General features: G+C 59.7%; 10 protein-coding genes. All 10 read left to right on the forward strand.

Annotated features, from left to right (window positions below; translation table 11 throughout):
• Window positions 1-4 precede the first annotated feature (4 nt).
• The 10 genes from rpoB (at window position 5) to rplW (ending at window position 14,913) form a co-directional block, all read left to right on the forward strand.
• Window positions 5-4,078, forward strand: a complete 4,074-nt coding sequence (gene rpoB / locus ABKS89_RS03200) for a DNA-directed RNA polymerase subunit beta (RefSeq protein WP_138216855.1) — start codon at window positions 5-7, stop codon at window positions 4,076-4,078.
• Window positions 4,079-4,144: 66 nt separating this feature from the next.
• Window positions 4,145-8,344 carry a DNA-directed RNA polymerase subunit beta' gene (gene rpoC, locus ABKS89_RS03205; RefSeq protein ID WP_054910990.1) on the forward strand — a complete coding sequence of 1,400 codons (4,200 nt, stop codon included), beginning with the start codon at window positions 4,145-4,147 and terminating at the stop codon, window positions 8,342-8,344.
• A 154-nt stretch (window positions 8,345-8,498) separates the two neighbouring features.
• Entirely contained in the window at window positions 8,499-8,870 is a 372-nt protein-coding gene (gene rpsL / locus ABKS89_RS03210; protein ID WP_015475317.1) for a 30S ribosomal protein S12, read from the forward strand.
• Between the two features lie 85 nt (window positions 8,871-8,955).
• Complete coding sequence (gene rpsG / locus ABKS89_RS03215) at window positions 8,956-9,426, forward strand: 30S ribosomal protein S7 (protein ID WP_015475318.1); 471 nt, start codon at window positions 8,956-8,958, stop codon at window positions 9,424-9,426.
• 30 nt (window positions 9,427-9,456) lie between these two features.
• Window positions 9,457-11,592 (forward strand): elongation factor G, encoded by a 2,136-nt coding sequence (gene fusA / locus ABKS89_RS03220; protein WP_045217356.1) that lies wholly within the window; start codon window positions 9,457-9,459, stop codon window positions 11,590-11,592.
• A gap of 29 nt (window positions 11,593-11,621) precedes the next feature.
• Complete coding sequence (gene tuf, locus ABKS89_RS03225; RefSeq protein WP_054910987.1) at window positions 11,622-12,815, forward strand: elongation factor Tu; 1,194 nt, start codon at window positions 11,622-11,624, stop codon at window positions 12,813-12,815.
• Window positions 12,816-12,970: 155 nt separating this feature from the next.
• On the forward strand, window positions 12,971-13,282 hold the full coding sequence (gene rpsJ / locus ABKS89_RS03230; protein ID WP_003243886.1) for a 30S ribosomal protein S10: 312 nt from the start codon (window positions 12,971-12,973) through the stop codon (window positions 13,280-13,282).
• An 82-nt stretch (window positions 13,283-13,364) separates the two neighbouring features.
• Window positions 13,365-14,000 (forward strand): 50S ribosomal protein L3, encoded by a 636-nt coding sequence (rplC, locus tag ABKS89_RS03235; RefSeq protein ID WP_024767389.1) that lies wholly within the window; start codon window positions 13,365-13,367, stop codon window positions 13,998-14,000.
• A gap of 14 nt (window positions 14,001-14,014) precedes the next feature.
• Complete coding sequence (gene rplD, locus ABKS89_RS03240) at window positions 14,015-14,617, forward strand: 50S ribosomal protein L4 (protein WP_017521904.1); 603 nt, start codon at window positions 14,015-14,017, stop codon at window positions 14,615-14,617.
• Window positions 14,614-14,913 carry a 50S ribosomal protein L23 gene (rplW, locus tag ABKS89_RS03245; RefSeq protein ID WP_015475322.1) on the forward strand — a complete coding sequence of 100 codons (300 nt, stop codon included), beginning with the start codon at window positions 14,614-14,616 and terminating at the stop codon, window positions 14,911-14,913. Before rplD ends, rplW begins: the two co-directional genes overlap by 4 nt.

The raw sequence follows: 14,913 nt of genomic DNA on the forward strand, positions 1-14,913 counted from the left end.
GCTGATGGCTTACTCATACACTGAGAAAAAACGTATCCGCAAGGACTTTAGCAAGTTGCCGGACGTCATGGATGTGCCGTATTTGCTGGCCATCCAGCTGGATTCCTATCGCGAATTCCTGCAGGCGGGTGCAAGCAAGGACCAGGTCCGAGATATCGGCCTGCATGCGGCCTTCAAGTCCGTCTTCCCGATTATCAGCTATTCCGGCAATGCTGCCCTGGAATACGTCGGCTACCGCCTGGGTGAGCCGGCCTTTGATGTCAAGGAATGCGTGCTGCGCGGTGTGACCTTCGCGGTCCCGCTGCGTGTGAAAGTGCGCCTGATCATTTTCGACAAGGAATCGTCGAACAAAGCGATCAAGGACATCAAGGAACAAGAAGTCTACATGGGGGAAATCCCCCTGATGACCGAGAACGGTACCTTCATCATCAACGGTACCGAGCGCGTCATCGTTTCCCAGCTGCACCGCTCTCCGGGTGTGTTCTTCGACCACGACCGTGGCAAGACCCACAGCTCCGGCAAGCTGCTGTACTCCGCTCGCATCATTCCTTACCGCGGCTCCTGGCTCGACTTCGAGTTCGATCCGAAGGACTGCGTGTTCGTTCGTATCGACCGTCGCCGCAAACTGCCGGCTTCCGTCCTGCTGCGCGCGCTGAACTACAGCACCGAGGAAATCCTCAACGCGTTCTATGACACCAACGTCTACGAGATCAAGGGCGAGACCCTGAATCTGGAGCTGGTGCCGTCGCGTCTGCGTGGCGAGATCGCCAGCTTCGACATCAAGGATGCTGCCGGCAAGGTCATCGTTGAAGCGGGCCGCCGTATCACCGCGCGCCACATCAATCAGCTCGAGAAGGCTGGCATCAGCCAGCTGGAAGTGCCGTTCGACTACCTGATTGGCCGTACCGTGGCCAAGGCTGTCGTGCACCCGGCTACCGGCGAGATCATCGCCGAGTGCAATACCGAGCTGACCGTCGATGCCCTGGCGAAGATTGCCAAGGCCCAGGTTGCCCGCCTGGAAACCCTGTACACCAACGACATCGATTGCGGTCCGTTCATCTCCGACACGCTGAAGATCGACTCCACCAGCAACCAACTGGAAGCGCTGGTCGAGATCTATCGCATGATGCGTCCCGGCGAGCCGCCGACCAAGGAAGCCGCCGAGACCCTGTTCGGCAACCTGTTCTTCAGCGCCGAGCGTTACGATCTGTCCGCCGTTGGCCGCATGAAGTTTAACCGTCGTATCGGTCGTACCGAGATCGAAGGCGCTGGCGTCCTGAGCAAGGAAGACATCGTCGAGGTCCTCAAGACTCTCGTTGCCATCCGTAACGGCAAAGGCATCGTCGACGACATCGACCACCTGGGTAACCGTCGCGTCCGTTGCGTCGGCGAGATGGCTGAGAACCAGTTCCGTGTTGGCCTGGTGCGTGTAGAGCGCGCGGTCAAGGAACGTCTGTCGATGGCCGAAAGCGAAGGCCTGATGCCGCAGGACCTGATCAACGCCAAGCCGGTGGCTGCCGCGATCAAGGAGTTCTTCGGTTCCAGCCAGCTGTCGCAGTTCATGGACCAGAACAACCCGCTCTCCGAGATCACCCACAAGCGCCGCGTCTCCGCACTCGGCCCAGGTGGTCTGACCCGTGAGCGCGCGGGCTTCGAGGTTCGTGACGTACACCCGACCCACTACGGCCGCGTGTGCCCGATCGAAACCCCTGAAGGTCCGAACATCGGTCTGATCAACTCCCTGGCCACCTACGCCCGCACCAACAAGTACGGCTTCCTCGAAAGCCCGTACCGCGTGGTGAAGGAAGGTCTGGTCAGCGATGACATCGTCTTCCTGTCCGCGATCGAAGAAGCTGATCATGTGATCGCTCAGGCTTCGGCGACCCTGAACGAAAAGGGCGAGCTGATCGACGAACTGGTAGCCGTACGTCACCTGAACGAATTCACCGTGAAGGCGCCGGAAGACGTCACCCTCATGGACGTTTCGCCGAAGCAGGTCGTTTCCGTCGCTGCCTCGCTGATTCCGTTCCTCGAGCACGACGACGCCAACCGTGCACTCATGGGTTCGAACATGCAGCGTCAGGCTGTACCGACCCTGCGCGCCGACAAGCCGCTGGTAGGTACTGGCATGGAGCGCAACGTCGCCCGTGACTCCGGTGTCTGCGTGGTTGCCCGTCGTGGCGGCGTGATCGACTCGGTCGACGCCAGCCGTATCGTGGTCCGCGTGAACGACGACGAAGTCGAGACTGGCGAAGCCGGTGTCGACATCTACAACCTGACCAAGTACACCCGTTCGAACCAGAACACCTGCATCAACCAGCGTCCGCTGGTGCAGAAGGGTGACCAGGTTTCGCGCAGTGACATCCTGGCCGACGGCCCGTCCACCGACATGGGTGAACTGGCTCTGGGTCAGAACATGCGCGTAGCGTTCATGCCCTGGAACGGCTTCAACTTCGAAGACTCCATCTGCCTGTCCGAGCGCGTGGTCCAGGAAGATCGTTTCACCACGATCCACATCCAGGAACTGACTTGTGTTGCCCGTGACACCAAACTCGGCCCAGAGGAAATCACCGCGGACATCCCGAACGTGGGTGAGGCTGCGCTGAACAAGCTGGACGAAGCTGGCATCGTCTACGTCGGCGCCGAAGTGCAGGCTGGCGACATCCTGGTCGGTAAGGTCACCCCGAAAGGCGAGACCCAGCTGACTCCGGAAGAGAAGCTGCTGCGTGCGATCTTCGGTGAGAAGGCGTCCGACGTGAAAGACACCTCCCTGCGCGTGCCGACCGGCACCAAGGGTACCGTCATTGACGTACAGGTCTTCACCCGCGATGGCGTAGAGCGCGACAGCCGTGCCCTGTCCATCGAGAAGATGCAGCTGGACGAGATCCGCAAGGACCTGAACGAAGAGTTCCGCATCGTCGAAGGCGCAACCTTCGAACGTCTGCGTTCCGCTCTGGTCGGTTCCAAGGCCGACGGCGGTCCTGCCCTGAAGAAAGGCGCAGAGATCACCGACGAGTACCTGGACGGCCTCGAGCGCGGCCAGTGGTTCAAGCTGCGCATGGCGGAAGATGCTCTGAACGAGCAGCTGGAGAAGGCCCAGGCCTACATCAGCGACCGCCGTCAGATGCTGGACGACAAGTTCGAAGACAAGAAACGCAAGCTGCAGCAGGGCGATGACCTGGCGCCGGGCGTACTGAAGATCGTCAAGGTCTACCTCGCTATCAAGCGCCGCATCCAGCCGGGCGACAAGATGGCAGGCCGTCACGGTAACAAGGGTGTGGTCTCGGTGATCATGCCGGTCGAAGACATGCCGCACGACGTGCATGGCACTCCGGTCGACATCGTTCTGAACCCGCTGGGCGTACCGTCGCGTATGAACGTCGGTCAGATTCTCGAAACCCACCTGGGCCTCGCGGCCAAGGGCCTGGGCGAGAAGATCAACCGCATGCTCGAAGAGCAGCGCAAGATCGCTGAGCTGCGTGTGTTCCTGAACGAGATCTACAACGAGATCGGCGGCCGCCAGGAAAGCCTGGACGAGCTGAACGATAACGAGATCCTCGCTCTGGCCAACAACCTCAAGGGCGGCGTGCCCATGGCTACCCCGGTGTTCGACGGTGCCAAGGAGCGCGAGATCAAGGCCATGCTGAAGCTGGCCGATCTGCCGGAAAGCGGTCAGATGCGTCTGTATGACGGCCGCACCGGCAACCAGTTCGAGCGTACGACCACCGTTGGTTACATGTACATGCTCAAGCTGAACCACCTGGTCGATGACAAGATGCACGCACGTTCCACCGGCTCTTACAGCCTGGTTACCCAGCAGCCGCTGGGTGGTAAGGCGCAGTTCGGTGGCCAGCGTTTCGGGGAGATGGAGGTCTGGGCGCTGGAAGCCTACGGTGCCGCCTACACCCTGCAGGAAATGCTGACCGTGAAGTCGGACGACGTGAACGGCCGTACCAAGATGTACAAGAACATCGTGGACGGGGATCACCGCATGGAGGCCGGCATGCCCGAGTCCTTCAACGTGTTGATCAAAGAGATCCGCTCGCTCGGCATCGATATCGAACTGGAAACCGAATAACACGTGACGTCAGAACGGTGCGGCTGGTCAAGGCCGGTCGCACCGGGTCCGTGAGGAGGAAAGGCCTTGAAAGACTTGCTTAATCTGTTGAAAAACCAGGGTCAGATCGAAGAGTTCGATGCCATCCGTATTGGCCTGGCCTCGCCCGAGATGATTCGTTCCTGGTCCTTCGGCGAAGTCAAGAAGCCGGAGACCATCAACTACCGTACCTTCAAGCCGGAGCGCGATGGCCTGTTCTGCGCCAAGATCTTCGGCCCGGTGAAGGACTACGAGTGCCTGTGCGGTAAGTACAAGCGCCTGAAACACCGTGGTGTGATCTGCGAGAAGTGCGGCGTGGAAGTCGCGCTGGCCAAGGTGCGCCGCGAGCGCATGGGCCACATCGAACTGGCCTCGCCGGTCGCCCACATCTGGTTCCTGAAGTCCCTGCCGTCCCGTATCGGCCTGCTGCTGGACATGACCCTGCGTGACATCGAGCGCGTGCTCTACTTCGAGAGCTACGTGGTGATCGATCCGGGCATGACCACCCTCGAGAAGGGTCAGCTGCTGAACGACGAGCAGTACTTCGAAGCCCTCGAAGAGTTCGGTGACGACTTCGACGCCCGCATGGGTGCGGAAGCTGTTCGCGAGCTGCTCAACGCTATCGATCTGGAGCACGAGATTGGCCGCCTGCGCGAAGAGATTCCGCAGACCAACTCGGAAACCAAGATCAAGAAGCTGTCCAAGCGCCTGAAGCTGATGGAAGCCTTCCAGGGCTCCGGCAACCATCCCGAGTGGATGGTGCTGACCGTCCTGCCGGTGCTGCCGCCGGACCTGCGTCCGCTGGTTCCGCTGGATGGCGGCCGCTTCGCGACTTCGGATCTGAACGATCTGTATCGCCGCGTGATCAACCGTAACAACCGTCTGAAGCGCCTGCTCGACCTGGCCGCTCCGGACATCATCGTGCGCAACGAAAAGCGCATGCTGCAGGAAGCCGTCGACGCCCTGCTGGACAACGGCCGTCGCGGCCGTGCCATCACCGGCTCGAACAAGCGCCCGCTGAAGTCCCTGGCCGACATGATCAAGGGCAAGCAGGGTCGCTTCCGTCAGAACCTGCTCGGCAAGCGCGTGGACTACTCCGGCCGTTCGGTAATTACCGTAGGTCCGACCCTGCGCCTGCACCAGTGCGGTCTGCCGAAGAAAATGGCCCTGGAGCTGTTCAAGCCGTTCATCTTCGGCAAGCTGGAAGGTCGTGGCATGGCCACCACCATCAAGGCCGCCAAGAAGATGGTCGAGCGCGAGCTGCCGGAAGTGTGGGACGTTCTCGCTGAAGTCATCCGCGAACACCCCGTACTGCTGAACCGTGCGCCGACCCTGCACCGTCTGGGCATCCAGGCGTTCGAACCGGTACTGATCGAAGGTAAAGCCATCCAGCTGCACCCGCTGGTCTGCGCCGCGTACAACGCCGACTTCGACGGTGACCAGATGGCCGTGCACGTTCCGCTGACCCTTGAGGCTCAGCTGGAAGCACGCGCGCTGATGATGTCGACCAACAACATCCTGTCGCCCGCCAACGGCGAGCCGATCATCGTTCCGTCGCAGGACGTGGTAATGGGTCTGTACTACATGACCCGTGAAGCGATCAACGCGAAGGGCGAGGGCATGGCTTTCGCAGACCTGCAGGAAGTTGACCGCGCGTATCGCAGCGGCCAGGTGTCCCTGCACGCCCGCGTAAAAGTGCGCATCAACGAGAAGATCAAGAACGAAGACGGCAGCCTGACCGCCAACACTCGTATCGTTGATTCCACTGTTGGCCGTGCGCTGCTGTTCCAGGTTGTACCGGCAGGTCTGCCGTACGACGTGGTCAACCAGTCGATGAAGAAGAAGGCGATCTCCAAGCTGATCAACCACTGCTATCGCGTGGTGGGTCTGAAGGACACCGTCATCTTCGCTGACCAGCTGATGTACACCGGCTTCGCCTACTCGACCATCTCCGGTGTGTCGATCGGCGTGAACGACTTCGTCATCCCGGACGAAAAGGCTCGCATCATCGATGCCGCCACCGAGGAAGTGAAGGAGATCGAGAGCCAGTACGCCTCCGGCCTGGTAACCCAGGGCGAGAAGTACAACAAGGTGATCGACCTCTGGTCCAAGGCTAACGACGAAGTCTCCAAGGCGATGATGGCCAACCTCTCGAAAGAGAAGGTGACCGATCGCGAAGGCAAGCAGGTCGACCAGGAGTCCTTCAACTCCATGTACATGATGGCGGACTCCGGTGCGCGGGGTTCCGCGGCCCAGATCCGTCAGCTGGCCGGTATGCGTGGCCTGATGGCCAAGCCGGACGGCTCCATCATCGAGACCCCGATCACCGCGAACTTCCGTGAAGGCCTGAACGTACTCCAGTACTTCATCTCCACTCACGGTGCTCGTAAAGGTCTGGCGGATACCGCACTGAAGACCGCGAACTCCGGTTACCTGACCCGTCGTCTCGTCGACGTGGCCCAGGACCTGGTAGTGACCGAGATCGATTGCGGCACCGACCGTGGCCTGTTCATGTCCCCGCACATCGAAGGCGGCGACGTGGTTGAGCCGCTGGGTGAGCGTGTCCTCGGCCGCGTGATGGCTCGCGACGTACTCAAGCCGGGCAGCGACGACGTGATCGTCGAAGCCGGTACCCTGATCGACGAGAAGTGGGTCGATTTCCTCGAGCAGATGAGCGTCGACGAAGTCGTTGTGCGTTCGCCGATCACCTGCGAAACCCGTCACGGCATCTGCGCCATGTGCTACGGCCGCGATCTGGCCCGTGGTCACCGCGTGAACATCGGTGAGGCTGTCGGCGTTATCGCTGCCCAGTCGATCGGTGAGCCGGGTACCCAGCTGACCATGCGTACCTTCCACATCGGTGGTGCGGCCAGCCGTACTTCCGCCGTGGACAACGTACAGGTCAAGAACGGCGGCACCATTCGCCTGCACAACCTGAAGCACGTAGAGCGTGCCGACGGCGCCCTGGTAGCGGTTTCCCGTTCCGGTGAGCTGGCGGTAGCCGACGACTTCGGTCGTGAGCGCGAGCGCTACAAGCTGCCGTACGGTGCGGTGATTTCCGTGAAGGAAGGTGACAAGGTCGATCCGGGCGCCATCGTCGCCAAGTGGGACCCGCACACCCACCCGATCGTCACCGAGATGGACGGCACCGTGGCCTTCGTGGGCATGGAAGAGGGCATCACCATCAAGCGCCAGACCGACGAACTGACCGGTCTGACCAACATTGAAGTGATGGATCCGAAGGATCGTCCGGCTGCCGGCAAGGACATTCGTCCGGCCGTGAAGCTGATCGACGCCGCAGGCAAGGATCTGCTGCTGCCGGGTACCGACGTACCGGCCCAGTACTTCCTGCCGGCGAACGCCCTGGTCAACCTCAACGATGGCGCGAAAGTGCGTATCGGTGACGTTATCGCGCGTATCCCGCAGGAAACCTCGAAGACCCGCGACATCACCGGTGGTCTGCCGCGCGTTGCCGACCTGTTCGAAGCTCGTCGTCCGAAAGAGCCTTCGATCCTGGCGGAAATCAGCGGCACCATTTCCTTCGGCAAGGAAACCAAGGGCAAGCGCCGCCTGGTCATCACTCCCACCGACGGTAGCGATCCGTACGAGGAGCTGATTCCGAAGTGGCGTCACCTGAACGTGTTCGAAGGTGAACAGGTAAGCCGTGGTGAAGTGATCTCCGACGGCCCGAGCAACCCGCACGACATCCTCCGTCTGCTGGGTGTCAGCTCGCTGGCCAAGTACATCGTCAACGAGATCCAGGACGTTTACCGTCTGCAGGGCGTGAAGATCAACGACAAGCACATCGAGACCATTCTGCGCCAGATGCTGCGCAAGGTCGAAGTGGCCGAGTCGGGCGATTCCTCCTTCATCAAGGGCGACCAGGTCGAACTGGTTCACGTGCTGGAAGAGAACGAAGTGCTGGGCACCCAGGACAAGTTCCCGGCCAAGTACGAGCGCGTTCTGCTGGGTATCACCAAGGCCTCGCTGTCCACCGAGTCGTTCATCTCGGCGGCATCCTTCCAGGAGACCACCCGCGTCCTCACCGAGGCGGCGGTCACCGGCAAGCGCGACTTCCTGCGCGGCCTGAAGGAGAACGTGGTCGTGGGTCGTCTGATCCCGGCGGGTACCGGTCTGGCTTACCACAGCGAGCGCAAGCGTCAGCGCGAGCTCGGCAAACCGCAGCGTGTGAGCGCGAGCGAGGCCGAAGCAGCACTGGCCGAAGCGCTCAATCTGAGCGGTAACTAAGGCTCAAACAAAGCCCCGGTTGTCTTGACAACCGGGGCTTTGTCTTGACTGGAATCCGTAAGCTCTTTAGTATCTTGTACCCCGAAAATTGGCAGGGCGCTTGCTCTGCCCATTTTCGTTTTTAAGTGTCGTAAGACAATCAGTGGAGCTATAGATGGCAACTATCAACCAGCTGGTGCGCAAGCCGCGCAAGCGCCTGGTAGACAAGAGCGGCGTTCCTGCCCTGCAGAACTGCCCTCAGCGTCGCGGCGTATGCACCCGCGTATACACCACCACCCCGAAGAAGCCGAACTCCGCACTGCGTAAAGTGTGCCGTGTTCGCCTGACCAACGGTTTCGAGGTTTCCTCGTACATCGGCGGTGAAGGTCACAACCTGCAGGAACACAGCGTCGTGCTGATCCGTGGCGGTCGTGTAAAGGACCTTCCGGGTGTGCGTTACCACACCGTGCGCGGTTCGCTGGATACCTCCGGCGTTAAAGACCGTAAGCAGGGTCGTTCGAAGTACGGCGCGAAGCGTCCGAAGTAATTTTGTTTTCCTATTTGCTGAGTCGATAAGAGTAAGGTCGGGCATCGAGTCCCGGATTACCTGAAGACCGTTTGAGGGCTTATCAATGCCAAGACGTCGTGTAGCGGCCAAACGTGAGATCCTGGCCGATCCTAAATACGGAAGCCAGATTCTGGCGAAGTTCATGAACCACGTGATGGAGAGCGGCAAGAAAGCCGTTGCCGAGCGTATCGTTTACGGTGCTCTGGACAAGGTCAAAGAGCGCGGTAAAGGCGACCCCCTGGAACTCTTCGAAAAAGCACTCGACGCCATCGCTCCGCTGGTCGAAGTGAAGTCCCGCCGTGTCGGCGGTGCTACCTACCAGGTTCCGGTCGAAGTACGTCCGTCCCGTCGTAATGCACTGGCCATGCGCTGGCTGGTGGACTTCGCCCGCAAGCGTGGCGAGAAGTCCATGGCTCTGCGTCTCGCTGGCGAACTGATGGACGCCGCTGAAGGTAAAGGCGCCGCTGTCAAGAAGCGTGAAGACGTACACCGTATGGCCGAGGCCAACAAAGCGTTCTCGCACTACCGCTTCTAATTACGGCAACACTACTTCTGCGAGGGCTTTATGGCTCGTAACACAGCAATCAACCGCTACCGGAACATTGGTATCTGTGCCCACGTTGACGCGGGCAAGACCACCACCACCGAGCGGATCCTGTTCTACACAGGTCTCAGCCACAAGATGGGTGAGGTGCATGACGGCGCTGCCACTACCGACTGGATGGTGCAGGAGCAGGAGCGTGGTATCACCATCACCTCCGCTGCGATCACCACCTTCTGGGAAGGTTCGCGCGGCCAGTACGACAAGTACCGCGTAAACGTCATCGACACCCCCGGCCACGTAGACTTCACCATTGAAGTTGAGCGCTCCCTGCGCGTACTGGACGGCGCTGTCGTTGTGTTCTGCGGCACTTCCGGCGTTGAGCCGCAGTCCGAAACCGTATGGCGTCAAGCCAACAAGTACGGCGTTCCGCGTATCGTTTACGTGAACAAGATGGACCGCGCTGGCGCCAACTTCCTGCGCGTCGTCGGTCAGATCAAGAACCGCCTGGGTCACACCCCGGTTCCGGTTCAGCTGGCCATCGGTGCAGAAGATGACTTCCAGGGTCAGGTTGACCTGCTGAAGATGAAGGCCATCTACTGGAACGAAGACGACAAAGGCACTTCCTATCGCGAGGAAGAAATTCCCGCCGATATGGTCGAGCTGGCCACCGAGTGGCGCAACAACATGGTCGAGGCTGCTGCCGAAGCCAACGAAGAGCTGATGAACAAGTACCTGGAAGAGGGTGAGCTGTCGATCGAAGAGATCAAGGCTGGCCTGCGTCTGCGTACCATCGCCTGCGAAATCGTACCGGCTGTCTGCGGCTCCTCGTTCAAGAACAAGGGCGTGCCCCTGGTTCTCGACGCCGTGATCGACTTCCTGCCTGCTCCGACCGAGATCCCTGCTATCCAGGGTATCCACCCGGATCACATTGACGACGGCGACGAAGCTCCGAAGGACGATCGTCCTGCCGACGACAATGCTCCGTTCTCGGCTCTGGCATTCAAGATCGCCACCGACCCGTTCGTAGGTACTCTGACCTTCGTTCGCGTCTACTCGGGCGTTCTGGAGTCTGGTAACTCCGTTATCAACTCCGTGAAAGGCAAGAAAGAGCGCGTTGGTCGTATGGTGCAGATGCACGCGAACCAGCGTGACGAGATCAAAGAAGTACGCGCTGGTGACATCGCTGCTCTGATCGGCATGAAGGACGTCACCACCGGTGACACCCTGTGCGACATCGAGAAGCCGATCATCCTCGAGCGTATGGACTTCCCGGAGCCGGTAATCTCGGTAGCTGTTGAGCCGAAGACCAAGGCTGACCAGGAGAAGATGGGCATTGCCCTCGGCAAGCTGGCTCAGGAAGACCCGTCGTTCCGCGTCAAGACCGACGAAGAAACCGGCCAGACCATCATCTCCGGTATGGGTGAGCTGCACCTGGACATCCTCGTCGACCGCATGAAGCGTGAATTCGGCGTTGAGGCGAACATCGGCAAGCCGCAGGTTTCGTACCGCGAAACCATCTCGAAGGACAACATCGAGATCGAAGGCAAGTTCGTTCGTCAGTCCGGTGGTCGTGGTCAGTTCGGTCACTGCTGGATTCGTTTCTCGACTCCGGACGTGGACGACAAGGGCAACATCACTGAAGGCCTGGTCTTCACCAACGAAGTCGTGGGCGGTGTGGTTCCGAAGGAATACATCCCGGCCATCCAGAAGGGCATCGAAGAGCAGATGAAGAACGGCGTTGTTGCCGGCTATCCGCTGATCGGCCTGAAGGCGACCGTCTTCGATGGTTCCTACCACGACGTCGACTCCAACGAGATGGCGTTCAAGATCGCTGCTTCCATGGCGACCAAGCAGCTGGCCCAGAAGGGCGGCGGCAAGGTTCTGGAGCCGATCATGAAGGTGGAAGTGGTGACTCCTGAGGACTACATGGGTGACGTGATGGGTGACCTGAACCGTCGTCGTGGTCTGATTCAGGGGATGGAAGACTCGGTTTCCGGTAAGGTTATCCGTGCCGAGGTTCCGCTGGGCGAGATGTTCGGTTATGCAACCGACGTGCGTTCCATGTCCCAGGGTCGCGCTAGCTACTCCATGGAATTCTCCAAGTATGCTGAAGCTCCGGCGAACGTCGTCGAAGCTCTGGCCAAAAAACAAGCTTGATTCAGCTCTTTTAGTAAGAGGTTACTCTCGTGGCTAAAGAAAAATTTGAACGTAACAAACCGCACGTCAACGTCGGCACCATCGGTCACGTTGACCACGGCAAAACCACTCTGACCGCTGCTCTGACCAAGGTCTGCTCCGAGACCTGGGGCGGTTCCGCTCGCGCTTTCGATCAGATCGACAACGCGCCGGAAGAGAAGGCTCGTGGTATCACCATCAACACCTCTCACGTTGAATACGACTCGCCGGTACGCCACTACGCTCACGTAGACTGCCCGGGCCACGCCGACTACGTGAAGAACATGATCACCGGTGCTGCCCAGATGGACGGCGCGATCCTGGTTTGCTCCGCTGCTGACGGCCCCATGCCGCAGACCCGCGAGCACATCCTGCTGTCCCGTCAGGTAGGCGTTCCTTACATTGTCGTGTTCCTGAACAAGGCCGACATGGTTGACGACGCTGAGCTGCTGGAACTGGTCGAAATGGAAGTTCGCGATCTGCTGAACACCTACGACTTCCCGGGCGACGACACTCCGATCGTGATCGGTTCCGCTCTGATGGCTCTGAACGGCCAGGACGACAACGAGATGGGCGTTTCCGCCGTGCGCAAGCTGGTAGAAACTCTGGACTCGTACATTCCTGAGCCCGAGCGCGCCATCGACAAGCCGTTCCTGATGCCGATCGAAGACGTATTCTCGATCTCCGGCCGTGGCACCGTGGTAACTGGCCGTGTTGAGCGTGGCATCGTCAAGATCCAGGAAGAAGTGGAAATCGTCGGTATCAAGGCGACCACCAAAACTACCTGCACCGGCGTTGAAATGTTCCGCAAGCTGCTCGACGAAGGTCGTGCTGGTGAGAACGTCGGCGTTCTGCTGCGTGGCACCAAGCGTGAAGACGTAGAGCGTGGCCAGGTTCTGGCCAAGCCGGGCACCATCAAGCCGCACACCAAGTTCGAGTGCGAAGTGTACGTGCTGTCCAAGGAAGAAGGTGGTCGTCACACTCCGTTCTTCAAAGGCTACCGCCCGCAGTTCTACTTCCGTACCACCGACGTAACCGGCAACTGCGAACTGCCGGAAGGCGTTGAGATGGTAATGCCGGGCGACAACGTGAAAATGGTTGTCACCCTGATCGCTCCGATCGCCATGGAAGATGGCCTGCGCTTCGCGATTCGCGAAGGCGGCCGTACCGTTGGCGCCGGCGTGGTTGCCAAGATCATCGAGTAATCGCTGATCCGCTCCAGAAAAAGGGACCCTTCGGGGTCCCTTTTTCGTTGAGTTGGTTAAATATTGACACCCTCCAGGCGCATCCGTACAATTGCGCCTCCTTTTAACGGGCGGAGTCCGTCCGTTGGGAATGGCAACTTGGAGTCTGAGGTCAAATGCAAAATCAACAAATCCGTATTCGGTTGAAGGCTTTTGATCACCGCCTGATCGACCAATCTACCCAGGAAATCGTGGAAACCGCGAAACGTACTGGCGCTCAGGTGCGTGGTCCGATTCCTCTGCCGACCCGCAAGGAACGTTACACCGTGCTGATTTCCCCGCACGTCAACAAGGACGCTCGTGACCAGTACGAAATTCGTACCCACAAGCGTGTTCTCGACATCGTTCAGCCGACCGACAAAACCGTCGACGCGCTGATGAAGCTCGACCTTGCTGCTGGCGTCGAAGTACAGATCAGCCTCGGCTAATGCCCTCGGCATTGGTCGTGTAACGCTCTGAAATGGGCGGCCATAGCGGGTGAAAGCCCCGTACACTAAAGAGGTTCTAAAGATGACAATTGGTGTTGTCGGTCGTAAGTGCGGCATGACCCGCATCTTCACCGAAGATGGTGTCTCTATTCCGGTCACGGTCATTGAGGTCGAGCCGAATCGCGTCACCCAGTTCAAAAACGAAGAAAGCGATGGCTATCGCGCTGTGCAGGTAACTGCTGGCGAGCGTCGTGCTTCTCGCGTGACCAAGGCGCAAGCCGGTCACTTTGCCAAGGCGAATGTCGCCGCCGGTCGCGGCGTGTGGGAATTCCGTCTGGGCGAAGAGGAGTTCAAGGCAGGCGATTCCATCTCTGTCGACCTGTTCCAGGCCGGTCAGCTGGTAGACGTTACTGGCGAGTCCAAAGGTAAAGGCTTTGCCGGTACCATCAAGCGCTGGAACTTCCGTGGTCAAGATAACACCCACGGTAACTCCGTTTCCCACCGCGTCCCGGGTTCCATCGGCCAGTGCCAGACTCCTGGTCGAGTGTTCAAGGGCAAAAAAATGTCGGGCCACATGGGTGCTGAGCGTGTAACCGTTCAATCCCTTGAGGTCGTGCGTGTCGATGCAGAGCGCAATCTGCTGCTGGTCAAAGGTGCCGTTCCCGGCGCTACCGGTGGTGATGTGCTGGTGCGTCCGGCAGCCAAGGCTCGCGGTTAAGAGAGGAAGCTGAGATGCAACTGAATGTAAATGGCGCTCAGGCGATCGAGGTTTCCGAGCGTACTTTTGGTAGCGAATTCAACGAGACCCTGGTTCACCAGGCAGTCGTCGCCTACATGGCTGGCGGTCGTCAGGGCACCAAGGCTCAGAAAACTCGTTCCGAAGTCTCCGGTGGTGGCAAGAAGCCGTGGCGTCAGAAGGGCACTGGTCGTGCTCGTGCTGGCACCATCCGTAGCCCCATCTGGCGTGGCGGCGGCGCGACCTTCGCGGCCAAGCCCCAGGATCACTCCCAGAAGCTCAACAAGAAGATGTACCGCGCTGCTCTGCGCTCCATCCTCTCTGAGCTGGTTCGTCTGGACCGTCTGGTTGTCGTTGCCGACTTCGCTGTCGACGCACCGAAGACCAAAGGTCTGGTCAGCAAGCTGGAAGGCCTGGGCCTGAAAGATGTACTGATCGTCACCGAAGGCGTCGATGAGAACCTGTACCTGGCAGCTCGCAACCTGGCCCACGTCGATGTACGTGACGTCCAGGCTTCCGATCCGGTCAGCCTCATCGCCTACGACAAGGTGCTGGTCACCGTGTCCGCCGTGAAGAAGTTCGAGGAGCTGCTGGCATGAACCAGGAACGCGTATTCAAAGTGCTGCTGGGCCCGCATATCTCCGAGAAGGCCACTGGCCTGGCGGACGGCAACAGCCAATTCGTTTTCAAGGTTGCCACTGATGCAACCAAGCTGGAAATCAAGAAGGCCGTAGAAAGCCTGTTCGGCGTGAAAGTACGTCGCGTCACCACCCTGAACGTTCAGGGCAAGACCAAGCGTACCGTTCGCGGCCTGGGCAAGCGTAACGACTGGAAAAAAGCGTACATCGCTCTCCAGCCGGGCCAGGATCTCGATTTCGCAGCTGGCGCTGAGTAA

The sequence above is a fragment of the Pseudomonas sp. LABIM340 genome (assembly GCF_040017195.2).
Lineage (GTDB): Bacteria > Pseudomonadota > Gammaproteobacteria > Pseudomonadales > Pseudomonadaceae > Pseudomonas.